The 21,606-nt window shown below is 58.1% G+C and carries 25 protein-coding genes; 7 read left to right on the top strand and 18 right to left on the bottom strand.

Features of this window, described 5'->3' with window-relative positions:
- Positions 1-52: 52 nt before the first annotated feature.
- The 12 genes from ACE3MN_RS02845 to ACE3MN_RS02900 form a co-directional block, all read right to left on the bottom strand.
- Positions 53-271 (bottom strand): acetyl-CoA carboxylase biotin carboxyl carrier protein subunit, encoded by a 219-nt coding sequence (locus tag ACE3MN_RS02845; RefSeq protein ID WP_004139836.1) that lies wholly within the window; start codon positions 269-271, stop codon positions 53-55.
- A gap of 22 nt (positions 272-293) precedes the next feature.
- Positions 294-980, bottom strand: a complete 687-nt coding sequence (mdcG, locus tag ACE3MN_RS02850) for a malonate decarboxylase holo-[acyl-carrier-protein] synthase (RefSeq protein ID WP_024358746.1) — start codon at positions 978-980, stop codon at positions 294-296.
- Positions 977-2,080 carry an acyl carrier protein gene (locus ACE3MN_RS02855; RefSeq protein WP_102650353.1) on the bottom strand — a complete coding sequence of 368 codons (1,104 nt, stop codon included), beginning with the start codon at positions 2,078-2,080 and terminating at the stop codon, positions 977-979. Before ACE3MN_RS02855 ends, mdcG begins: the two co-directional genes overlap by 4 nt.
- A gap of 17 nt (positions 2,081-2,097) precedes the next feature.
- Entirely contained in the window at positions 2,098-2,979 is an 882-nt protein-coding gene (mdcE, locus tag ACE3MN_RS02860) for a biotin-independent malonate decarboxylase subunit gamma (RefSeq protein ID WP_102650354.1), read from the bottom strand.
- Positions 2,979-3,908, bottom strand: a complete 930-nt coding sequence (locus tag ACE3MN_RS02865; protein WP_102650355.1) for a biotin-independent malonate decarboxylase subunit beta — start codon at positions 3,906-3,908, stop codon at positions 2,979-2,981. The genes mdcE and ACE3MN_RS02865 overlap by 1 nt, the downstream gene beginning before the upstream one ends.
- Positions 3,901-4,233, bottom strand: a complete 333-nt coding sequence (mdcC, locus tag ACE3MN_RS02870) for a malonate decarboxylase acyl carrier protein (RefSeq protein WP_024358743.1) — start codon at positions 4,231-4,233, stop codon at positions 3,901-3,903. The genes ACE3MN_RS02865 and mdcC overlap by 8 nt, the downstream gene beginning before the upstream one ends.
- An 11-nt stretch (positions 4,234-4,244) precedes the next feature.
- Positions 4,245-5,912 (bottom strand): malonate decarboxylase subunit alpha, encoded by a 1,668-nt coding sequence (gene mdcA / locus ACE3MN_RS02875; RefSeq protein WP_102650356.1) that lies wholly within the window; start codon positions 5,910-5,912, stop codon positions 4,245-4,247.
- Between the two features lie 12 nt (positions 5,913-5,924).
- The gene (madB, locus tag ACE3MN_RS02880) at positions 5,925-7,133 is read right to left on the bottom strand and encodes a Na+-transporting malonate decarboxylase, carboxybiotin decarboxylase subunit (protein ID WP_024358741.1); all 1,209 of its coding nucleotides are present in this window, start codon (positions 7,131-7,133) and stop codon (positions 5,925-5,927) included.
- Positions 7,134-7,288: 155 nt separating this feature from the next.
- Complete coding sequence (locus ACE3MN_RS02885; protein ID WP_102650357.1) at positions 7,289-8,179, bottom strand: triphosphoribosyl-dephospho-CoA synthase; 891 nt, start codon at positions 8,177-8,179, stop codon at positions 7,289-7,291.
- Between the two features lie 202 nt (positions 8,180-8,381).
- The gene (locus tag ACE3MN_RS02890; protein ID WP_004139862.1) at positions 8,382-9,389 is read right to left on the bottom strand and encodes an LLM class flavin-dependent oxidoreductase; all 1,008 of its coding nucleotides are present in this window, start codon (positions 9,387-9,389) and stop codon (positions 8,382-8,384) included.
- 143 nt (positions 9,390-9,532) lie between these two features.
- Positions 9,533-10,411 carry a U32 family peptidase gene (locus ACE3MN_RS02895; RefSeq protein WP_024358738.1) on the bottom strand — a complete coding sequence of 293 codons (879 nt, stop codon included), beginning with the start codon at positions 10,409-10,411 and terminating at the stop codon, positions 9,533-9,535.
- 8 nt (positions 10,412-10,419) lie between these two features.
- Positions 10,420-11,415, bottom strand: coding sequence for a peptidase U32 family protein (locus ACE3MN_RS02900; RefSeq protein WP_004106058.1), 996 nt, complete (start codon positions 11,413-11,415; stop codon positions 10,420-10,422).
- A 221-nt stretch (positions 11,416-11,636) separates the two neighbouring features.
- Between ACE3MN_RS02900 and ACE3MN_RS02905 the strand changes: the two genes are divergently transcribed.
- Both ACE3MN_RS02905 and ACE3MN_RS02910 read left to right on the top strand, forming a co-directional pair.
- Positions 11,637-12,161, top strand: a complete 525-nt coding sequence (locus ACE3MN_RS02905; RefSeq protein ID WP_004125595.1) for an SCP2 domain-containing protein — start codon at positions 11,637-11,639, stop codon at positions 12,159-12,161.
- Positions 12,155-12,658, top strand: a complete 504-nt coding sequence (locus tag ACE3MN_RS02910) for a GNAT family N-acetyltransferase (protein ID WP_102650358.1) — start codon at positions 12,155-12,157, stop codon at positions 12,656-12,658. Before ACE3MN_RS02905 ends, ACE3MN_RS02910 begins: the two co-directional genes overlap by 7 nt.
- On the opposite strand, the gene ACE3MN_RS02915 is transcribed toward ACE3MN_RS02910, so the two are convergent.
- Positions 12,645-12,929 (bottom strand): GIY-YIG nuclease family protein, encoded by a 285-nt coding sequence (locus ACE3MN_RS02915; RefSeq protein WP_004139877.1) that lies wholly within the window; start codon positions 12,927-12,929, stop codon positions 12,645-12,647. The genes ACE3MN_RS02910 and ACE3MN_RS02915 overlap by 14 nt on opposite strands.
- A 55-nt stretch (positions 12,930-12,984) precedes the next feature.
- Between ACE3MN_RS02915 and ACE3MN_RS02920 the strand changes: the two genes are divergently transcribed.
- Positions 12,985-13,428, top strand: coding sequence for a YhbP family protein (locus tag ACE3MN_RS02920; RefSeq protein WP_102650359.1), 444 nt, complete (start codon positions 12,985-12,987; stop codon positions 13,426-13,428).
- Here the strand turns inward: ACE3MN_RS02920 and ACE3MN_RS02925 are convergent.
- Positions 13,408-13,926, bottom strand: a complete 519-nt coding sequence (locus tag ACE3MN_RS02925; protein WP_024358735.1) for a type 1 glutamine amidotransferase domain-containing protein — start codon at positions 13,924-13,926, stop codon at positions 13,408-13,410. The two genes, ACE3MN_RS02920 and ACE3MN_RS02925, sit on opposite strands and share 21 nt — an antisense overlap.
- Positions 13,927-14,054: 128 nt before the next feature.
- On the opposite strand from ACE3MN_RS02925, the gene ACE3MN_RS02930 reads away from it, so the two are divergent.
- Positions 14,055-14,702 carry an NAD(P)H-binding protein gene (locus ACE3MN_RS02930; protein WP_024358734.1) on the top strand — a complete coding sequence of 216 codons (648 nt, stop codon included), beginning with the start codon at positions 14,055-14,057 and terminating at the stop codon, positions 14,700-14,702.
- Positions 14,703-14,774: 72 nt separating this feature from the next.
- Positions 14,775-15,815, top strand: coding sequence for a permease (locus ACE3MN_RS02935; protein WP_102650360.1), 1,041 nt, complete (start codon positions 14,775-14,777; stop codon positions 15,813-15,815).
- A gap of 208 nt (positions 15,816-16,023) precedes the next feature.
- On the opposite strand, the gene dolP is transcribed toward ACE3MN_RS02935, so the two are convergent.
- Genes dolP through ACE3MN_RS02955 form a run of 4 tightly spaced genes read right to left on the bottom strand, consistent with a single transcriptional unit; the run spans position 16,024 to position 19,656 of the window.
- Positions 16,024-16,599 (bottom strand): division/outer membrane stress-associated lipid-binding lipoprotein, encoded by a 576-nt coding sequence (dolP, locus tag ACE3MN_RS02940; protein ID WP_004125578.1) that lies wholly within the window; start codon positions 16,597-16,599, stop codon positions 16,024-16,026.
- A 9-nt stretch (positions 16,600-16,608) separates the two neighbouring features.
- Complete coding sequence (gene diaA / locus ACE3MN_RS02945; protein ID WP_002918211.1) at positions 16,609-17,199, bottom strand: DnaA initiator-associating protein DiaA; 591 nt, start codon at positions 17,197-17,199, stop codon at positions 16,609-16,611.
- Between the two features lie 22 nt (positions 17,200-17,221).
- Positions 17,222-17,608 (bottom strand): YraN family protein, encoded by a 387-nt coding sequence (locus tag ACE3MN_RS02950; protein WP_024358733.1) that lies wholly within the window; start codon positions 17,606-17,608, stop codon positions 17,222-17,224.
- Complete coding sequence (locus ACE3MN_RS02955) at positions 17,566-19,656, bottom strand: penicillin-binding protein activator (RefSeq protein WP_024358732.1); 2,091 nt, start codon at positions 19,654-19,656, stop codon at positions 17,566-17,568. Before ACE3MN_RS02955 ends, ACE3MN_RS02950 begins: the two co-directional genes overlap by 43 nt.
- Positions 19,657-19,719: 63 nt before the next feature.
- On the opposite strand from ACE3MN_RS02955, the gene rsmI reads away from it, so the two are divergent.
- Both rsmI and ACE3MN_RS02965 read left to right on the top strand, forming a co-directional pair.
- The gene (gene rsmI, locus ACE3MN_RS02960) at positions 19,720-20,583 is read left to right on the top strand and encodes a 16S rRNA (cytidine(1402)-2'-O)-methyltransferase (RefSeq protein ID WP_004135868.1); all 864 of its coding nucleotides are present in this window, start codon (positions 19,720-19,722) and stop codon (positions 20,581-20,583) included.
- Between the two features lie 4 nt (positions 20,584-20,587).
- Positions 20,588-21,589, top strand: coding sequence for a Fic family protein (locus ACE3MN_RS02965; RefSeq protein ID WP_004135869.1), 1,002 nt, complete (start codon positions 20,588-20,590; stop codon positions 21,587-21,589).
- The last annotated feature ends 17 nt before the right edge of the window (positions 21,590-21,606 follow it).

Here is a 21,606-nt window from a genome sequence, read left to right on the forward strand (position 1 = left end):
CTCACAATAGAATGTCGCATTGTTTTTTTAATTAAATGCGTGTTAACTCACTTTACTCTGCAATAATTTCAAATAACACCATGCCTGGGTTGACGCGGTCTCCGGTATTGAGTGACAGCGTTTTTAATATACCCGTCTCCGGCGAGGCGACCGGCATTTTCATTTTCATGGCTTCGAGCACAATCACCACCTGGCCTTTTTCGATTTTATCTCCGGCAGCGGCTTTTACTTCATCGACCACACCCGGGACTTTTGATTTAACTTCAGACATATTAGATTCCTTTTTGATGTATTTAACAGAGATATGTTCTCATTGCTGCCGTGACCTGCTGTCGCGATCTTAATTGAACATCATCCTCTCCTTTAGCCAGCAGAGTTGCGCTTCCGCTGAACCACTCTTTGATATTGATTGCGTATCCGTCAGCTAAACCAATCTCGCCATCAATACGTAACTGAAATTGCTCTTCGGTATGACGTAAACAGGCCCAGCATGCGTTGAGTTCGCCTGGCGCGGTGGGGATAACGCGAATATCCAGATCCGAGTGGGCATCGCTCCATCGCCACGGCGTGGCCATTTCCAGCCCTACCGAACCCCAGACCCCGAGCTGGAGCCCGGGCCAGCGCCATGCCTGGCGCAAGGCATGAAATGCGCCTATCGCATTAGTGCGCTCTGCAATGGAGAGCGATGCCGTTTGCTCTGGGGTTGAGTAACGTGTTATCGCTGATAACGCCGCTTCAGTGGCCAGACGCACTCGCTGCCCTTGCCAGCGCAGTGGGAAAGAGAACCCAAGCGGAACACTATTCTCACTCCGCAGGCCGCGACGTACGATGCCCGGTAGCGATCCGCTGAGCAGATATTCCCGCGCTTGCTGCCGCAATACGGCAGGAAGGTGGCCGAATTCATCCTCCAGCTGCGCCGCGATTTCATCCAGCGTCGAAGGCTCCAGCCAGCACAGGGTATGTCGTTGCAGGGCGGTCATCGCGCTTTACACCAGGCAGGATCGTTTTTCGCCTGCCGCTGTAAATCCCGCTGGGACTGCAGCAGAGCGTCAAACTGGGCCGTTGCCTGCGGACCGATAATATCGATGGGCGCAACGCCTGCGGTACATTCGCCGGGAACCGCCTTTGGCCAGAGGCGAATATGGGTGGCCGTGGCCTCGGTTATCAGCTGCGTTGACACGTGGCAAACGCGTCCCTTAATACGCAAAATCGTCCGTGCGGTGCGCTCCACGATCTCCCGATGCCGCGCGGTGGTCGCCATGACCACCATGTCGTATTCCGGCGTGGTGCGCTGGCGCTTCCAGGTCTGGATTTTTCCCTGCGGATTGCAGAGATGTCCGCCGGCGGCGACGGGAAAGCTGTCGCCGGTTGGTAAACCGCCAACGATCGCTTCCCGCCAGTCTCCGCCCTGCGGAGCGGGAACCAGCGAAATATCTTCGCGTAGCGGGATGCCATCAAGCGTCAGCCAGCCGAATTCCTGACAGCCATACATATCGTGCAGCGCATAACCCAGAGAAGCCGCCAGCGGAACCAGCGCTTCATCCAGCGGCGTTCCGGCCGTTATCAGCGTCAGCTTTTTCGGCAGCCTGTCCGCCAGCTCCATCTTCAGCGCCTGCTCCAGGGTGGCGCGTAAAAAAGAGGACTCGCCCACCACCGCGTCCGGCGGCTGCCGGCACAGGGCGATCAGCAGCGCGTCCCGGCAGGAGCGGGATAAAAACGACCAGCGAAGGCCGCTCTCATCCAGCGCCTGGCGGGTAAACACGTTGACCAGCGGCGCGTAGGTCACCAGCATCTGCTGCCCTGCGGTTACGCCACATGCCGCCAGCGCGCGCTTTCCGGCGGCGGTGCGCAGCGCCAGTTCATCGTGCGTGACGCCGACGATATTTTGAAACGCGCTGCTGCCGGTGGTGAAGGTGACCAGCGCCAGGTTAAGCGGCGTATGGATCTCTTCAATCACGTGCGCCGCCGTTGGGCCGGCAATGCCTTTGTCCTCCAGCGTCCGGCGCGGCATTTCCTCAAATAAGGGAATTCCGGGCTGCGCCTGGGCCAACCATTCGAGCGTGGCGATGGGATCGTTCATCTCACTTTTCCCCTGGATCAGCCGGGCTGATAACGCGCCGCGACGTGCTGATACTCTTCGCGCATCTGCGCCAGAATCACGCCGCGCGCTTTTCTGCCGCCGCGTTCCTCGCCAGAGATGCCGCGCCCCTGCGGACCGGTGGCCTGAATACCCGCAGCCTGTTTCTGATGGCGTACTTCAGCGATATGTCGAACGATCGCCTCTTTCATCGCCGGGATGGTTTTGATTAACTCTTCCACGCCGCCAAGCTGCCAGAAAAACTCCGGACCTGCCGCAAAGACCGGGTTGCTACGGGAGAGTTCGCTCAGCCGCTCGACGTCCTGACGGGTAATGCGCGCGATGCTGCTCAGCGGCATCACGTGGATCATGGTGCCGAATTCCGAGGTCAGACTGAGGATATGGTCGGCCTGCAGTCCGTGGCACAGGAACGCGCCGCTGATGGCGCGGCCAATCACCATGGCGATAATCGGGTGCCCGGCATGGCGCGCTTCGGCCAGCGCCAGCTGGTATGCGCCGGTCGCTTTATTCATGCCGATAATCTCTTCCAGCTTGCCCGGCCCGTTCCCCGGCGTGTCGACAATCAGCACCAGCGGACGCTTCTCGCTCGCAGGTTTGTCTTTATCCATCGCCAGCGTGCGGTAGACCGCCAGCGCCATTTTATAGCCCTCTTCGAGACCGATTATCCCGGCGTAAACCACCGGAAAACGCGGGTTGAAGGTCATGGCGTCGTTGGCGATCACCGTGCAGGTTTCGCCGTTGATCCGCGCGCTGCCGACGACCGCGCCGGGGCCGTAGTCGTCGCAGGGGAGGTTAAGTTGCTCAAGGGCGTTTTCGGCAAAACTACCTTCATCGACAATCAGGTCGATGGCTGCGCGCCCCTGACCGAGTAAATTTTCCATCATGCTTCCTCCACGGACAGGCGTTGGACATTGCTCAGAAAGGTCTCCAGGCTCATATCAACCAGCGATTGCGGTACTGAATTTCCCGCCGCAGCCCAGACATCGCGCGCGTCGGTTGGCGCAAGTTCGTTGATTTTTTGCGTCAGCGCCATCTGTGCGCGGACTTTCGCCTCGCTGCCGATCCGGCGCATCGCTTCAATCTCAGGCCACGGCAGGTCGGCAATCAGTGAAGCCTGCTGGTGGAAGGCCGCCAGCGAATCGGCAATCAGGTAGTTGCAGTCGGCGACGATATATTTGTGCTTGCCGCCGGTAGTGCGGAACACCAGGGCGCGATCCGAGGCGTCAAATTCGCTACGACCCATCTCCTGCTCAATGACTTCCGGGCCGGTGAGTCCGAGACGGCCCGACTCGCTCATGACGATCAGATCGGTGGCGGCGGCGACAAAGCCCATACCGCCGAAGCAGCCGATCTTGCTGCCGATCAGCGCCACCACAGGTACGCGGCCGCGCAGGATTTGCAGCATATCCATGCACTCGGCGTGCGCCAGCAGCCCGGCGTTGGCCTCGTGCAGGCGTACGCCGCCGGTTTCAAACGAGATGAGCACGATGGGACGGCGGGCCGGATCGTTAGTTTGCGCCGCCAGCTCGTCGGCCAGCATCAGCGCGCCGACCATCTTTGCGCCGCCAACCTCACCAACGGAGCCGCCGATAAAACGTCCTTCCTGCGAGATAACGATGGTCGGATGCTGGCCGAGCAAGCCAATACCGGTCACCACGCCGTCATCAAACTCTACCGCTTCGCCCAGTACCGGCAGATGCGGACTAATCCATTTTGCCGCCGGGCCGATCAGCTCGGTAAACGTGCCTTTATCCACCAGCCCTTCGGCGCGAACGCGGGCGCTGGCTTCCAGAAAACGCAGATCACTCATGATGGTTTTCCCCCGGAATTGCCTGTTGTAATGCTTGCTGAAGGCGTAATGCCACCACGGCAGGCGTCGCGTTGTTATCATTGATGCTGACCTGCATATCGCCCAGCGGACCGTTGTCTAAAAAGCGGGTGAGGACGATTTTCCAGATGGCGTCGAACCCGGTGACCGGCGTACAAATGCTGATGTCGATTCCGCCTGCCAGGGCTTTAGGTTCCAGCAACACTTCCAGATCGCCTGAGCCCACGATGCCGCAGTGCACGGTTTGCGGCAGAGACGGACGGTCGCTTTTACCGCTGAAATGATGTGATATTTGATGTAGAGCCATTTGCTATTCCCTTACCAGTTACGGAATCGAGCAGGAGGGTTGTACAGGCCGCCGGACCACTCGACCAAATCGCGAATACTCTTCGCCGCCAGCATCTGGCGGTTGGCGCGGCGTCTGTCGATGCCTAAATCTTCCGGCGTTTGCACAATGCCCACATCGCGTAGCGCTTGCGTTTGCGCCGGGTCGGCGGCGAGGCCGATATCGGTGTAGCCCGCCACGGCGCGAATTGCCGCCATCCGCTGCTCCAGCCCTTCGCAGCGGTGCAGGTGGGCAATACCTTCTTCGGTGAGCACGTGGGTGACGTCGTCGGCGTAAACCATTACCGGCGGCAGGGCGAGACCGGCTTTTTCCGCCAGTTCCCAGGCGTCCAGTTTGTCGACGAAGGCGGGCTGGCGCTTCTCGCGGAAGGTCTCCTGCATCTGGACCACCAGGCGTTTGCCGCGCGGCATATCGCCGATTAACTGCTGCTGAGTCGCATTGAACTCTTCGCCGCATTTGAGCCAGGATTGAGTGACGTGGCGGCGGCCTTTGGCATCGCAGCCCATATTCGGCGCGCCGCCAAAACCGGAAACGCGGCTGGCGGTAGCGGTGCTGCTGTTGCCGTACTTATCGATTTGCAGCGTGCCGCCGATAAACATATCCAGCGCATAGTGTCCGGCGGCCTGGGCGAAGGCGCGGTTTGAGCGCAGAGTGCCGTCCTGGCCGATGTAAAACACATCCGGGCGCTCGGCGACGTATTTTTCCATTCCCAGCTCGCCGCCGAAGCAGTGAACGGACTGGATCCATCCGCTCTCGATCGCCGGGATCAGCGTCGGATGCGGGTTCAGCACCATGTGGGTACACACTTTGCCTTTCAGCCCCAGCTCTTCGCCGTAGGTGGGCAGCAGCAGTTCAATGGCGGCGGTGAAGAAGCCGATGCCGTGGTTAATGCGCTCGACGCCGTATTCGGCGTAGATCCCTTTGAGCGCCATCATCGCCATCAGCACGTGGGTATCGGTGATCAGCGCCGGATCGCGAGTGAACAGGGGTTCAACGTAGAACGGGCGCGGCGCTTCAATAACCGCGTTCACCCAGTCGCCGGGAATATCGACGCGCGGCACTTTATCGACGATCTTGTTCACCTGGGCTATCACGATCCCCTGGCGGAAGTGGGTCGCTTCAGCGATTACCGGCGTGTCTTCGGTGTTAAAGCCGGTGTAGAGGTTGCCGTCTTTGTCGGCGGCAAAGGCGGTGATCAGCGAGACTCGCGGAGTGAGATCGACAAAGTAGCGGCTGAACAGCTCAAGGTAGGTATGGATCGCCCCGAGCTTGATCTTACCCTGCTGAATAAGCTGCGCGAGGCGGCCATCCTGCGGCCCGGCGTAGGCGAAGTCGAGCTTTTCGGCAATGCCCTTCTCGAACAGATCGAGGTGCGTACTGAGCGGCACGGAAGACTGCACCATATGCAGGCCGGAAATTTTTTCCAGGTCCACTTTGCACAGGCATTCGGCGAGAAAATCCGCCTGCTTCTGGTTGTTGCCCTCAATATTGACGCGATCAAAGCGGCGGATCGCCGCCTCCAGCACCGCGACGGTATCTTTAGCATCAATAATCTTGCCATCGCGGAAATACGGCGCCAGCAGCTTCAGGCGCTGCGCCGTATCATCCTTAAGTTGATGCCAGTTGTGCTCTTTAAGCATGTTTTTACTCCCTTATTTCAGCAGGAATAGCGTGGAGATAAAGACCCCGGTGGCGATGGCCGAAACGATCAGGCCACTGACGCCAGCGCCCATGGCCAGCGGCAGAATGACGGCGTAGGGGTTTTCATGGCTGACTTCTTTCTGCGCGATTTTGGCGGTGGTCGGCAGGCACGAAACCCCGGCGATGCCAATGGCCGGGTTGTAGCGTCCTTTCGAGATAAGCCAGATAAACCAGCCGCCGAGCAGGGCGCCGATTGCCGAGATAGCCAGCGCGCCAATACCGAGAATCAGAATGATGCCGACTTTCGGGTCAAGAATGGTTTGCGCTTCGCACAGCGTGCCGAGCAGCAGGCCGAGAAACAGCGTCGCGGTATAAGTCAGGGTGGTCTCCAGCAGCTTCTGGAACGGTTCGATCTCCGCTTCTTTAATCGCGATCCCGAGGAAGAATGAGAGGATCAGCGGCGCGGCGACCGGCAACAGCAGGCACAGCAGCAGGCAGGCGCAGATGGTGAAGATGAACTTCGCTTTTTTTGATACGGTGGGATATTCGATATCCACTTCCATCCCGCGGTACTTTTTCGGTACCAGCAGGCGCACCAGATACGGATAGCCGGCGTAGGTCAGGCTCAGATACAGGTAGGCGATAATGGCGATGGGGACAAACAGATTCGGCGCCAGAATCAAGGAGGCGAAGAGCACCATCGGGCCGTCGGCGCCGCCGATGGTCGCAATAGAAGCCGCTTCGTTAGCCGGGAGGCCAAATACTTCTATTCCCAGCAGCAGCGCGGCGAAGGTACCCGCTTCGGCGAACAGCGCAACGATGATGCTGGCCCAGGGGCGGAGCAGAATAAAGCTGATATCGCTCATCGCGCCGATGCCGAAGAAAACGATACAGGCTATCAGGCCGTTACTGAAGGTCAGGTTATAAACCGGCTGCAGGAAGTTTATCTGCATAATGTTAACCAGCTCGGTAGGGTCGCTGATCATCGGGTCGAGAATTAAGGTGCCGGTTTGCCCGCCCGCGAGAAAGAGCACCCCGGCGTTAACGGCAATCATGCCTAAGCCCATCGGCACCATAATCAGCGGTTCGAGGGTGCGGCGAAAACCCATCCACGCCAGGACAAAACCCAGAATAATTAATAATATTCGCGCAATGGCTATTGTGGGATCTTCAATAAAAAAGGTACCAATGCCCGAAAAGAGCTTAATAAAGATATCCATAAAATATATTCCTGATAACGCATAAAAAGAGGCGTATTAGTCGTCGGTAATATTCAGCTTATTCATGACTCTATTAACGCCAACAATGACTCCGACCACGGCAAAAGAAATAACAATCGTCATGGCATAAGTTAATAATGTATATAAATAGATACTCATATCTCTTCCTCGTTAGGGTCCTCTTGCAATTGATGGCAAAGAAAGTACATCGCCAGGGTCAGCGCTAATAAATCTGCCGACCCGCCCGGACTGACCCATTTGTCCACGCACCAGGCATTAAATTCGTTGAGCTCATGTTCTATGCCGGGGTGGCTCATTCCTCCCAGGTTGACCAGGCGCTGCGCGCGCTGTTTCATTTCGTGCAGCGCAGGGGGACCTGCGCGCGAAAGTACCGTCGTATCATCGCAGTGCGCCATTAGCGCGAGCAGCGTATGTACCAGTGCTTCACGCCAGCTAAATCTCAGCGAGAGCGCCTGGCGCAGGGCTGGGAGACCAATATGGCAGACCAGCGGAAAGCCCCGTTCGGCCTCGCCGCGCACGCCGGTGATACCAAATTGCAGATACAGTTTTTCACCGTGAGTTTGCGCGGAACGATGGGCGAGCGCGGCGAAATCGTTGCGGCAGAGATCGAGGCACAGCCCGGCGACGCACTGGCTTAATGACTCGCTGGAAAGCGGCTGTCTCCGACCTTTTAGCCAGCCGGCGGCGGCGGCCAGAACGGCTCCGGCAAAGAGTATGCCGCGCTGAGTATTTATCTCGCGGGTGGATTGCAGCAGCCTGGATTCGTATTCAATACCGATAAGACGTATTTGGGGAAATAAATCTGCCAGCTCGCCCTGATGATATTCACCGGCCTGCGCGCAAGCATAAAAACAGGGCGCTATGGCAGAGCTACTGGTAATAAAAAGCCATATATCCATATCGTCATGCGCGCCCTGCGAGTGCGGCGTCACCAGGCCGGGTTTCGGCCAGGCGCAAACTTCCATTAATAGCGCTTTTAATAAACACTCACTGATCCTTATTGCATTGGCGGTTGGTTGGCTCATGGCGATTCTCTTTGACGCGTGCATTTATGAAAAGTAAAACAAGAGAGAAAGTAACATCGCTTTTTTTAGAGAACAATTACGCTCGGGGTAACGTAATTACGCTTAACGTAACCAGATGAGGGAAAAGGCGTGAGAAGAATGAGGTGGGTCACAGATTGTCATTCAGGCGGAAAAAAATGCGGCAAAAATGCCGCATTGCTCACTATCCGAGAAGCGCTTCTTTCACCTGCATCGCCAAATCAAATGAATGCAGGCGGGCCTGATGATCGAAGATTTGACCGTTAACCATGATTTCATCGGCCTGGGTTTCCCGCAGGATCGATTCCAGCCCGTGGCGGATTTTGGTTTTATCGCCGACCAGCGACATGCTCAGCGCCTTTTGCACGCCGTACTGCTCTGAAGCGGACCACAGCTGATGCATATTTTGCACCGGCGGCGGCAGCTGCCCGGTTTCGCCGCGGCGCAGTTTGACGAACGCCTGCTGCACGGAGGTAAACAGAAATTCCGCATCTCTGTCGCTGTCGGCGGCAATAATATTAATGCACACCATCGCGTACGGCTTCTCTAACCGTTCTGACGGCTGGAAGTGGGTGCGGTAGAGGTGCAGGGCCTGGAAAAGCATATCCGGGGCGAAGTGCGAGGCAAAGGCGAACGGCAGCCCAAGCTGCGCCGCCAGCTGGGCGCTGTACAGGCTTGAGCCGAGCAGCCAGACCGGGATCTTCTCGCCATAGCCGGGAACCGGGCGCACGTGCGGATTAGGATCGCGGGCGTCGAACCAGTCCACCAGCTCCGCGACATCGCGCGGGAAGTTATCGACATCGCCGCTCATATGGCGACGCAGCGCGCGCATGGTCGGCTGATCGCTGCCCGGCGCGCGGCCAAGGCCGAGATCGATTCGTCCTGGGTACAGCGTATTGAGCGTGCCGAACTGCTCGGCAATCACCAGCGGCGAATGGTTTGGCAGCATCACGCCGCCGGAGCCAAGATGCAGAGTGGTGGTATTCGCGGCAAGGTAGCCAATCAGCACCGAAGTCGCGGCGCTGGCGATACCGACCATATTATGGTGCTCGGCCAGCCAGTAGCGGTGATAGCCGCGCTTTTCCGCCAGCTGCGCCAGGTCTAAAGAGTGGGAGAAGGCTTCCTTTGCGGAAGACCCCTGCGGGATCGGCGCCAGATCGAGCACCGAGAACGAAACAGGTTTGTCAGTCATAAAGGCTCACTTTGCTACAGCATCGTCATCAGATTGAAGGTCTTCTTCCAGCCTGGCGTATCCAGGATACGCCTGCCAGAAAAGCTGCATCTTTAATAGTGCATTAAAAAGCAGCGATAGCCATTAACAAAGTGAGCGGTTAATCAGCTCTGCAATTCCAGTCCGGCCAGCCGTCGCCAGTAGCCGTTGCAGTCGCTGTTCGCCGTCAGCGACAGCGGCGCTGCGCCGTTTTCATTGGCGCGGAAGGCGTCCAGCATCGCAAAGGTCTCGCTGCCCAACGGCGACAGGCGAACCATATCCACCAGCCCGTTCATGGTGTTGAGCTCATTCCCGAGGTTATAGACGTAGCCGCTCATGGTCTGAATGCCGTTGAGGACGAACACCTGCTGGTTCTCCTGTGAGAGCACGTCGCGCCCGTTAGGGTATTTAATGCAGCAGGTTTCACACTCATCTTTTGGCCGGTCTTCCGAGCGGGCGGTAAAGCAGCGGGCGGAGTAAGCCAGCGGCAGGTGGCCGTAGCTGAGCACCTCCACTTCAAACTGATGGCGGATGCCCAGGTCGTCACACTGGGTCAGCAAGTTCGCCAGCCAGTCGCGGGAAAGCTCAACTGGCATACACCAGCGCACCATGCCTTGCTTGAGCAGCAGGCGCAGGGTGACGGCGTTGTAGCAGTTGAGCGCATGGCCGGCGACGAACGGCAGCTTACGTTCCGCGCACAGGTTGACGACCCCGAGATCGCTGGCTTCAATCAGAAACTCTCCGTTATCGACATAGCGTTTAAGTTCGCCCAGCTCAGAGGAGGCCTGCACCAGCGCGAGGGTGGAAAGCACCACCTGTTTACCGCTTCCCGCCAGCGCTTTCGCCATCTCGATCCAGTCGCCGACTTTGGTGGCGCGGCGTTTGCTGCATACCGCTTCGCCGAGGTAAATCGTATCCGCGCTGCAGTTTGCCGCCTGCTGGTAAAAATCTTCCAGCGTCTCTTTTGGCCAGTAATAAAGCACCGGCCCTAATGAATATTTCATTGCTGTTCTCACTGCCATTTACGGTGATAAGCGCCAAGGGTGGTTTGCGTTCCTTCGGACATGGAACCGAGGGTTTCCATCCACGCGGACTGCGGCACGAAGTTTTGCGGATCGGCTTTGCAGCGATCGATCGCCTGACGCCAGACCTTCGCCACCTGGGTGACGTAGGCCGGGCTGCGCTGGCGGCCTTCAATTTTCACCGAGGCAATATTTGCCGCCATCAGTTCCGGCAGCAGCTCCAGGGTGTTCAGGCTGGTGGGCTCTTCCAGCGCGTGGTAGCGCTCGCCGTCGACCAGATAACGCCCCTTGCAGAGGGTGGGATAACCGGCGTTTTCACCATCCCGGTAGCGGTCGATCAACACTTCGTTAAGGCGTGATTCCAGGCCCTGCGGCGTTTGCTGCCAGCGCACGAAGCGCGCCGGCGAACAGGCGCCAACGGTATTCGGCGATTCGCCGGTGAGGTAGGAGGAAAGGTAGCAGCGTCCTTCCGCCATAATGCACAGGCTGCCGAAGGCGAAAACCTCCAGCGGCACAGGCGTGGCGCGCGCCAGCTGTTTGACCTGGTGAATCGACAGCACGCGCGGCAGCACCACGCGGGCGACGTCGAAATTGCGATGATAAAACTTCACCGCCTCTTCGTTGGTGGCCGAAGCCTGAACGGAAACGTGACGCTCAATATGCGGGTAACGCTCGGCGGCGTATTCCAGCATCGCGATATCGGCGAGGATTAGCGCATCGGCGCCCAGCTGCGCCGCCATGTCGACCGCGCGCTGCCAGCGGGCATAACCATCAGGATGGGCGAAGGTGTTAATGGCAATATGCAGTTTGCGACGATGCTGATGCACAAAGCTGACGGCTTCCTGCAGTTTCTTTTCGGTGAAATTAAGGCCGGCAAAGTGGCGGGCGTTGGTGTCATCTTTCAGCCCGATATAGACGGCATCGGCGCCGTTTTCGATGGCCGCCTTAAGCGCCGGAAGGTTACCGGCTGGGCAGAGCAGCTCCATAATTTTTCCTGAAAAACGCGGCCCGTCAGGGACGCTGGATGGTTAATGAGCTGGGATTTTAGTTAACCTTCTGGTGACAATTTTTGATTTGAGGCAGTTAAAAGCGTATTGGCGGAATCAAGACCAGCGGCCCGGCATCGTGATTTTGTTGATTTACGCCGCTATGTCGTTTATTTGATATGGCACAATAGAGGAACTATTGCATTCATGGAGTAAAGCTTGTGTTGGATAAACTGCGTTCCAAACTGGTTCACTTTGGCCCGTCGATGATGAGCGTGCCGGTTAAGCTGGCGCCATTTGCCCTCAAGCGCCAGGTGCTGGAACAAGTATTAAGCTGGCAATTTCGCCAGGCGCTGGCGGATGGGGAACTGGATTTTCTCGAGGGGCGCTGGTTAAGTATTCATGTGCGCGACATCGGTCTGCTGTGGTATACCTCGGTGGTTGATGGGCGTCTGGTGGTCAGCCCTGCGGCCGAAGCGGACGTCAGCTTCAGCGCCGACGCCAGCGACCTGCTGATGATTGCGGCGCGTAAGCAGGATCCGGATACGCTGTTCTTCCAGCGTCGCCTGGTTATCGAAGGCGATACCGAGCTGGGACTGTATGTAAAAAACCTGATGGATGCCATTGAGCTGGAGCAGATGCCGAAGGCGCTGCGCATCATGCTGCTGCAGCTGGCGGACTTTGTTGAAGCTGGCCTGAAAGGCCCGCAGAAACCTGAACAGACATCGGTAGGTGAGGCATGCTGATTCGAGTAGAGATTGGGATTGATGCGCCGGGAATCGATGCTTTATTGCGTCGTACCTTTAGCGGCGACGCGGAAGCGCAGCTGGTGCACAGTCTACGTGAAGATGGCCTGATCACGCTGGGCGTGGTGGCGACGGATGACGAAGGTCAGGTCGTAGGCTACGTGGCCTTTAGCCCGGTCGCCGTCGAAGGCGAAGAGCTGCAGTGGGTCGGACTGGCTCCGCTGGCGGTCGATGAAAGCTACCGCGGTCAGGGCATCGGGCGTCAGCTGGTCTATGAAGGGCTTGATTCCCTGAACGAGTTTGGCTATGCCGCCGTCGTGACGCTTGGCGATCCGGCGCTCTATGGCCGTCTGGGCTTTGAACCGGCGGCGCGTTTCGATCTGCGCTGCCGCTGGCCCAATAGCGCCGAGGCTTTCCAGGTTCATCGTCTGGCCGATGACGCGCTGAACGGCGTGAGCGGGCTGGTCGAATATAGCGACCACTTTAATCGCTTCTGAGGCTTTCCAGCAGCGCCTCAAATGAACCGTCCCCGGCAACGAGGCGCTCTTTCTGGCGCTTCGTTAGCTGCTTGATACGATATTCAAGACGCAACGCTAGTGAGCGTTCACCAACTTCCTTGCTAAAGGCCAGTTGAAGCTCTCCTTTGCCACGCAGCGCTTTCGCGCCCCTGCCGTCCTGGTGCTGGCAAAAGCGGCGTGCGACATCGGTGGTAATCCCGGTATAGAGGCGATTATCGGCGGTACGAATCAGATAGAGAAACCAGCACACGGTACAGAGATCGCTATGTTAAGGTGTGAGCACCATAACATACTGGAGAGTAAAGATGGATACGCTCGCTGCTATCAGCCGCTGGCTGGGCAAACAGCACGTCGTCACCTGGTGCGTCGCCCGCGATGACGAGCTATGGTGCGCCAACGCCTTTTACGTCTATGACCCGCAGCAGGTCGCATTTTATCTGCTCAGCGATGAAAAAACGCGCCACGGCCAAATGACCGGGGAAGGCACCAACGTAGCCGGGACGGTCAACGGGCAGCCGAAAACCGTCGCGCTGATCCGCGGCGTGCAGTTTAAAGGCAAAATTCGCCGCCTGGCCGGGGAAGAAGAGGCGGCGATGCGTAAGCGCTACGTTAGCCGTTTTCCGGTGGCCCGCATGCTATCGGCGCCCGTCTGGGAGATTCGACCCGATGAGATCAAGTTCACCGATAACACGCTGGGCTTTGGTAAAAAGCTGCACTGGCTGCGTGAGTCAGGCGCCGAGCAGGCGTAAGGCTTCACGATTAAACGCCGGCAGGTCGTCCGGGGTTCGGCTGGTCACCAGCTGCTCGTTGTCGATAACCACTTCCTGGTCATAGAATTCGCCGCCGGCGTTTTTCACGTCGATAATGATAGGTTTCACGGCCGTCAGCTTACGCCCGCGAATCACATCGGCGCTAATCAACAGCTGCGGACCGTGGCAGATGGCGAAGACCGGTTTGCCGCTGTTGACAAAATCGCGGGTGAAGGTGACAAAGCGTTCGTCGCCGCGCAGCGAGTCCGGTGAATATCCGCCCGGCAGCAGTAAGGCGTCAAAGTCCGCAGGACTGACGTCATCAATGGCTTTATCGATAACGACTTCGGCTTCCCCTTTTTTCCCTTTTACCTTCTTCCCCGCCTGTTTTTCAATCGTGACCACCTCGTGGCCGGCAAGACGGTAGGCGTCAGCCGGTGAGGTAAATTCTGAATCTTCAAAGTCGTCGGTAATTAATACGGCTATCTTCTTACTCATTCTTCCTCCAGTGTTTCGGTGTGGAATGAGGCATTTCCCTGATGATGATGGATAATTACCTCGTAGAGTATTAAGCCTGGAACATGAGCCGGGGATCGCAAGGCAGAAAAGTCTGCAAAGGAGTTTCGATGAGTCAGGTACTGTTAACGGGAGCGACCGGGTTAGTTGGCGGTCACTTACTACGAATGCTGCTTAACGCGCCGGCGATTAAATCCATTGCCGCGCCCACGCGTCGGCCGCTGGCCGATATCGCCGGCGTATTTAACCCGCACGATCCGCAGCTTACGGATGCCCTGGCGCAGGTGGTCGATCCGATCGATATCGTTTTCTGCTGCCTGGGAACTACCCGCCGGGAAGCGGGGAGCAAAGAGGCGTTTGTGCATGCCGATTATACGCTGGTCATTGATACCGCGCTGGTGGGGAAAAGGCTGGGCGCGCAGCATATGCTGGTGGTCAGCGCGATGGGGGCGAACGCTCATTCGCCCTTTTTCTACAATCGGGTAAAAGGCGAGATGGAAGAGGCGCTGATTGCGCAGCAGTGGCCGCGGTTGACCATTGCTCGCCCGTCCATGCTGATAGGCGAACGGGAAAAGCAGCGGACCAGTGAGACCCTGTTTGCGCCGCTCTTCCGCCTCCTGCCGGGGAACCTGAAATCGATAGACGCGCGGGACGTAGCGAGCGCACTGCTCGCGGAGTCGCTATCGCCAACACATGAAGGCGTACAGATTCTCTCGTCATCGCAGCTTCGTGAGAGAGCGGCGCGGTCAGGGGATTAATAATTTCCAAAATTTCCCTGAAAGCGTAGTATTCATGGCCTCAATTTAACATGACACTCCCTGGGGAATGCTATGGCTGGTCAGTCTTCATCTCAGGCGGCAGCACCGTTTCAATGGTGGAAGCCCGCGCTCTTTTTTCTCGTTGTTATCGTCGGCCTGTGGTTCGTCAAATGGCAGCCCTACTACGGCAAAGCTTTTACCGCCGCCGAGACGCACAGTATCGGTAAATCTATCCTCGCTAACGCTGACGCGAACCCTTTAGCCGCGGCCTGGGATTACGCGCTGGTCTATTTCCTGGCGGTATGGAAAGCGGCGGTATTAGGCGTGCTGCTGGGATCGCTTATTCAGGTGCTGATCCCGCGTGACTGGCTGCTGCGCACGTTGGGGCAGTCGCGCTTTCGCGGCACGCTGCTGGGGGCCGCGTTCTCTCTGCCGGGGATGATGTGTACCTGCTGCGCCGCGCCGGTGGCGGCGGGCATGCGTAAACAGCAGGTCTCCATGGGCGGCGCGCTGGCATTCTGGCTGGGCAATCCGCTGCTCAACCCGGCGACGCTGGTATTCATGGGCTTTGTGCTGGGCTGGCAGTTCGCGCTGATTCGCCTGCTGGCCGGACTGGCGACCGTACTGGTGGTCGCCACGCTGGTGCAGAAATGGGTGAAAGAAGCGGCGACGCAGCCCGCAGATGTGCCTGAATTGCTGGCGGAAACCGCGCAGGGCGGCTTCTTCAGCCGCTGGCTACGCGCGCTGTGGACGCTGTTCTGGAATACCATCCCGGTTTATATTCTGGCGGTTCTGGTGCTGGGCGCCGCGCGGGTGTGGCTATTCCCTCACGCCGATGGCGTGGTGGATAATACGTTGTTCTGGGTGATTGCCATGGCGATTGCCGGCTGCCTGTTTGTCATACCGACGGCGGCGGAGATCCCGATTGTGCAGACCATGATGCTGGCTGGAATGGGCGTGGCGCCCGCGCTGGCGCTGCTGATTACGCTGCCTGCTGTTAGCGTACCGTCGCTGATTATGCTGCGTAAAGCGTTCCCGGCGAAGGCGCTGTGGCTGACCGGCGGACTGGTGGCGCTGTGCGGCGCGGTAGCAGGCGGGTTGGCTTTAATCTGATATTTTCCCGGGTTGCGGCGTAAACGCCTTACCCAGGCTACGGGTTCGCCGTCGGCTGTGGGCCGGTAGCCCGGACAGGCGAGCAGCGCCGCCTCCGGGATAAAGGGGCAGAGGGCGGCGTCAGCTAAAAGAGTTGCGGGATCTACAAATGCAGACCGCGTGGCTTTGTCGCCCGGCTCAGCGTAGCGCAAGCCGGGAGGCAGAGCGCTTACTTGATATAGGTAAAGGCGGTGGTCACGCGAGACACGCCGCTCACCCGGCTGGCGATATCCGCCGCCGCGCGTCCTTCACGGTCGGTGACCAGACCCATCAGGAACACTTCGCCGTTTTCGGTTGTCACCTTCACGTTGGAGGATTTCACCTGGTCGGTACCCAGCAGCTGAGAGCGGACTTTGGTGGTGATCCAGGTATCCGAAGACGCGGTGCCTAAGCCGATCGGCTGGCCCTGACGCACTTCGTTAAACACTTCCGTTGTCCCTTCTACGCCCATAGCGATTTGCTTCGCGCGCGCGGAGAGATCGGAGGTTGGAGACTGCCCGGTCAGCAGGACTTTACCCTGGTAGGCGGTCACGTTGATACGGGCCTGTTTCTTGATTTGTTCATCTTTCGACAGCGCGCTGTTGACGCGCAGCTCCAGCGTGCTGTCGTCCACCTGAGTACCTACCGTACGCGGGTCCGTCGCGGCTTTAGTGCCGACTGCTGCCGTTCCGACTACCGCGGCGGCAACGCATCCCTGAAGCAGTAGCGCAGACAGCAGAATGGCGAGGGGCGAGAGAGCCTTCATGTGTTCTCCTTAATCGTCCTGGTGTGGAAAAAGCGTGTTATCGATCAAATCGCACAGACAGTTGACGGTGAGCATGTGCATTTCCTGAATTCGCGCGCTGCGATGTGAGGGAATGCGGATTTCGACGTCCTGCTGCCCTAACAGGCCAGCCAGTTCACCGCCGTCATAACCGGTTAACGCCACGATAGTCATATCGCGGGTGACCGCCGCTTCCACGGCTTTCACAATGTCCCGGCTGTTGCCGCGCGTAGAAATCGCCAGCAGCACGTCGCCGGCGTGTCCCAACGCACGCACCTGCTTAGCATAGATTTCGTCATGCAGGCGATCGTTGGCAATTGCGGTTAAGACCACATTATCGGTATTTAGTGCAATGGCGGGTAAACCAGGACGCTCTGTTTCAAAACGATTAATCATACTGGCAGCAAAATGCTGTGCGTTGGCGGCGGAAGTGCCATTACCACAACAGAGGATTTTGTTGCCGTTCAGCAGCGACTGAACGAGCGTCATCGCCGCACGGGAGATGGCGTCCGGGAGTGCTTCCGCTGCTGCAATTTGGGTTTGAATGCTTTCGGTGAAGCAGGCTTTGATTCTGTCGAGCACGGGATCCCTTAATTCATTTACGCTATTCGCCAAAGGCGTTTTTTAGCCACTGGATGTCGTTTCCGGTGAAGGCTACCACATCGAAACGGCAATCCACAGTCTCAAAGCTCCCATTCTGTCGGCAGAGCCACAGACGCGCGGCTTTGAGCAGTCGTTGTTGCTTTTGCGGCGTGACGCTGGAGGCGGCATCGCCGTAGTTTGCGCTGCGACGATAGCGCACTTCGACAAACACGGTAACGCTGCCGTCGCGCATAATGAGGTCAATCTCGCCGCCGCGCTCGCGGACGTTGGCGGCGATAAAATGCAGACCCTGGCTCTCCAGCCAGCGGCGCGCCTGGATTTCCCAGGCGTCGCCGGTCTGTTTACTTAGTTGGCCGCGACGATTTGCCCACCCTGGTATTTGAGCCATGACAGTTTCCTGTTGATCACGCAATCCTGCGTGGCCGTAAGATCGCCGGTATTGCCGTTCAGCTCAAAGCCGGGAACCTGGCGCATCTGCGAGAAATGGTTGGCCAGTGACCAGGCGTCGGCGCCCATGGCGTACAGACGCGCCAGCGAGTAATCGTTACGAACGGCCGCCAGCGCCTGCTGCTGCAGGGCAGGGTTACTTCCCGCCAGCATCGGGATCTCGCTATATTGCAGGCCTTCCATTTCCAGGCGGAAGTCCGGGCCGGAAGTCCCCTGGGCGCTGCGGGAGCTGGCGTACAACGTCACACCGCTCTGGCTACCGTTACGCAGGGCGATCATCGGCTTGATGTAGGCAATTTGTTCTGGCGTGGCCAGGATATACGCGGCGTCGACGCCGCCGGTGCTGCTGACCGGCACATCGCTCGGGCTGCCCAGGGCGCTGTCCTGACCTGACGGCAGGGTTGAGACCGGCGTACCGCTTAACGAGATACCGCTGTTAACGCTGCCGCGCAGCTCGGCGGTGGAGCCCAGGCGCTGTTGCAGCACCGTACCGCCACCCAGCTTCAGCCACTCGTTGGCGAAGGCGGTAACTACCCGATCGCCAAGGGCGCCGCGCGGCACCAGCAGCAGCGGAGTCTGTTTGCCCTGATCGTGAATGTGATGCGCCGCGTCGCGGGCTTCATCTTCCGGCGAGAGGGCGAAATAGCAGATATTGGCCCGGCTTTCGATTTTCTCCGGCTGATTGAGCGCCAGCACGTTCAGCGAGGTATTGCTCTTGATGACATCTTCGACGTTATCTTTCAGCAGCGGACCGACAACGAGGGTCGCGCCGTCCTGCTGCACCTGGGCCAGCAGCTGGCTCATTGGCTGAGTGGTCGTGTCGTAGATTTTCAGTTCTGCCGAAGGGTTGGCTGGCGTTGCGGCGACCGCCTGAGCCTGTGGCGCTTCCGCCGGCTGGCTGGTGGCCTCCGGCGTCGAGGCTTGTACTGCCGCCGGCGCGGTGACCGGCGCCGCGGGTTGCGCCTGGTCGGCCGCTGGCGTCTGTACCGGGGGCTGGGCGTTATTGGTTGTCGTCAGATCGGTGACCTCCGCCTGCGATGGGCTGACCACCGCGCTTTCGGCAACATTCGCCGCCTGGGCGACCTGGGCGACCTGGGCGGGCACCGCGCTTCCTGCAACGGCAGGCGCGCCGTTCTTCGCCGCTTCAAAGCCCTGCTGGATGGTACGGCCAAAAATCGCCGCCTGGCCGTTTAACGGCAGCAGCAGGGCGATTTTATTGGTCGATGCGGCCTGGTAGTTCTGCATATTCACTAACTGCGTCGGCAGCATTTTCGCCCCCGGGTTTTGCGGGTAGCGGGTCTGCCAGTCTTTCACCCCCGCCTTGAGCATCGTCGGGTCGTTGCGGTTATCAAACCACATGCGCTGCAGATCCAGCCAGCCCTGCAGGACGTTCTCGTCGGCGTTAATGACCAGCGCGTTGGCCTGATCTTTGGTCATGGCGGTGAGCGCTTTCCAGGTCGCGTCGATGTTTTTCTGCTTTTGCGCAGGCAGGCTTAACAGCGGCTGCTGGGCAATCAGGGCCCGCAGCAGGTTCAGCGAGGGTTGACCCTGGCTGGCGTCAATTTGCGCCTGCCAGTAGCGGGGCTGCTGATTCTGCTCAAGGCTTGCCGGGTCGAGCTTGCTGAGCAGCGTCTGCGCGCCCTGGAAATCGTTCTGCGCCAGCTTCACTTCAACCGCCAGCAGCGACCTTTCGCGACTTTGCGCGGCGTTGAGGTTAGACGGCAGCTGATTGAACAGATCGACCGCCTGCGGTTTCTTACCTTCCTTCAGCAGTGCACGAATGGCGAGTAATTGCCAGTTGGTCTTGCTATCATTCGCGCTTTGCTGCATCTGTTGCAGATAGTAACTGGAGTCTGCCTGGGCCGTACCCTGCAAATACGCCGTGCTTTGGTCCGGGGTATGGGTACCGCAGCCGGCAAAGATCAGAGCGGCCAGCAGTACGGGCAGACAACGCACGGGTTTAGAACGAAGAAATGTTGACGGTACCATATGTGTCCAGTGATATTTTTTTGGCTCAATGCTCAATATTAATTCGGCAATACGGACGAGACAATGAAACAACACGAATCAGCAGATAATTCTCAGGGACAGCTCTTTATTGTGCCCACTCCGATAGGGAATCTGTCTGATATCACGCAGCGCGCGCTGGAAGTGCTGCAAGCCGTTGATTTAGTTGCGGCGGAAGATACCCGCCATACCGGTTTGCTGCTGCAGCATTTTGCGATCAATGCCCGTTTATTCGCGCTTCACGACCACAACGAGCAGCAAAAGGCGGAAACGCTGGTCGCGAAGCTTAAAGCGGGGCAAAACATCGCGCTGGTTTCCGACGCCGGAACGCCGCTGATTAACGACCCCGGCTATCATCTGGTGCGCACCTGCCGCGAGGCCAATATCCGCGTGGTGCCGCTGCCCGGACCCTGTGCGGCGATTGCGGCGCTGAGCGCAGCCGGCCTGCCTTCGGATCGTTTTTGCTATGAAGGCTTTTTACCCGCCAAATCCAAAGGCCGTCGCGATACGCTGAAGGCGCTGGAAGAAGAGCCGCGGACGATTATTTTTTATGAATCCACCCACCGCCTGCTGGAAAGCCTGGAAGATATTTGTACCGTGCTGGGCGAGTCCCGCTACGTGGTGCTGGCGCGCGAGCTGACCAAAACCTGGGAATCGATTCACGGGGCGCCGATCGGCGAGCTGCTGGCGTGGGTGAAAGAGGACGAAAATCGCCGTAAAGGCGAGATGGTGCTGATCGTAGAAGGTTTTAAAGCGCAGGAAGAGGCGCTGCCGGCGGTAGCGCTGCGTACGCTGGCCCTGCTGCAGGCCGAGCTGCCGCTGAAAAAAGCCGCCGCGCTGGCCGCGGAAATCCACGGCGTGAAGAAAAATGCGCTGTATAAGTATGCCCTGGAGCAGCAGGGAGACTAACCTCATGAGTCATTACCAGCCGCCGTTTAGCATTACTCCTGCCATTCTCAATCTGGTTGTTGAGATTGGTGAGCTGTTAGGGCACTGGTCGGCTCAAACGGGACGAGCCTCCCCCCTTCTGCGAAAAGAGAATCGTATTCGTACGATTCAGGCGTCGCTGGCGATAGAGCATAACAGCCTGAGTACCGATCAGGTCACTGCGCTAGTGGAGGGTAAACGTGTTCTTGCGCCAGCAAAAGATATTCAGGAAGTGAGAAACGCTATTCTGGCATATGAAAAAATGCCTGCATGGAAAAGCCACCGGTTAACCGATCTTTTGACCGCCCACCGGACGCTGATGATAGGGCTGGTTGATAACCCTGGCCAGCTGCGTGACGGAGATGTAGGGATCTACCGGGATACCCGACTGGTTCATATGGCTCCCCCCGCCTCTCAGGTCGAGCGTTTGATAAACGAGTTGCTGCTATGGCTGAAAGTCACTGACATTCATCCGCTTATCGCTGGAGCTGTCTTCCACTACGAATTTGAGTTTATCCATCCATTTGCCGATGGTAATGGCCGAATGGGACGCCTGTGGCAAACCTTAATTCTTAGCCAGTGGCGCGCGGAGCTTGCCTGGCTACCAGTTGAAACGTTGATGCATTATCAGCAGGAGCGCTATTACCAGGTTTTAGGGATGTGTGATAGCCAGAGTGACAGCACGCCGTTTATTGAATTTATGCTGGAAAATATGGTTATCGCGTTGAAAGATGGCATGGGACAAACCGCTTCTCTGTCGGAAGAAATGTCGGAAAAAATGTCGGAAGAAAAAGTGGAAATGCTGGCGGCCGTTGAGGAACGGATCCTCAAGCTTTTGTCCAAAGAACCCACGCGTACCGCGAAAGACATGGCTCAGGAAATGGATGTTTCTGCCAGAACCGTTGAGCGGTATCTGAAGACGCTGCAGCAAAAGGGAAGATTACAGCGGACCGGCGCAAAAAAAAGGGGAGCCTGGCGCATTCTTTAGCGGGTTATCAGCGTACA

Origin of the sequence: Klebsiella grimontii (assembly GCF_042137965.1) — a bacterium.
GTDB classification, from domain to species: Bacteria; Pseudomonadota; Gammaproteobacteria; order Enterobacterales; family Enterobacteriaceae; genus Klebsiella; species Klebsiella grimontii.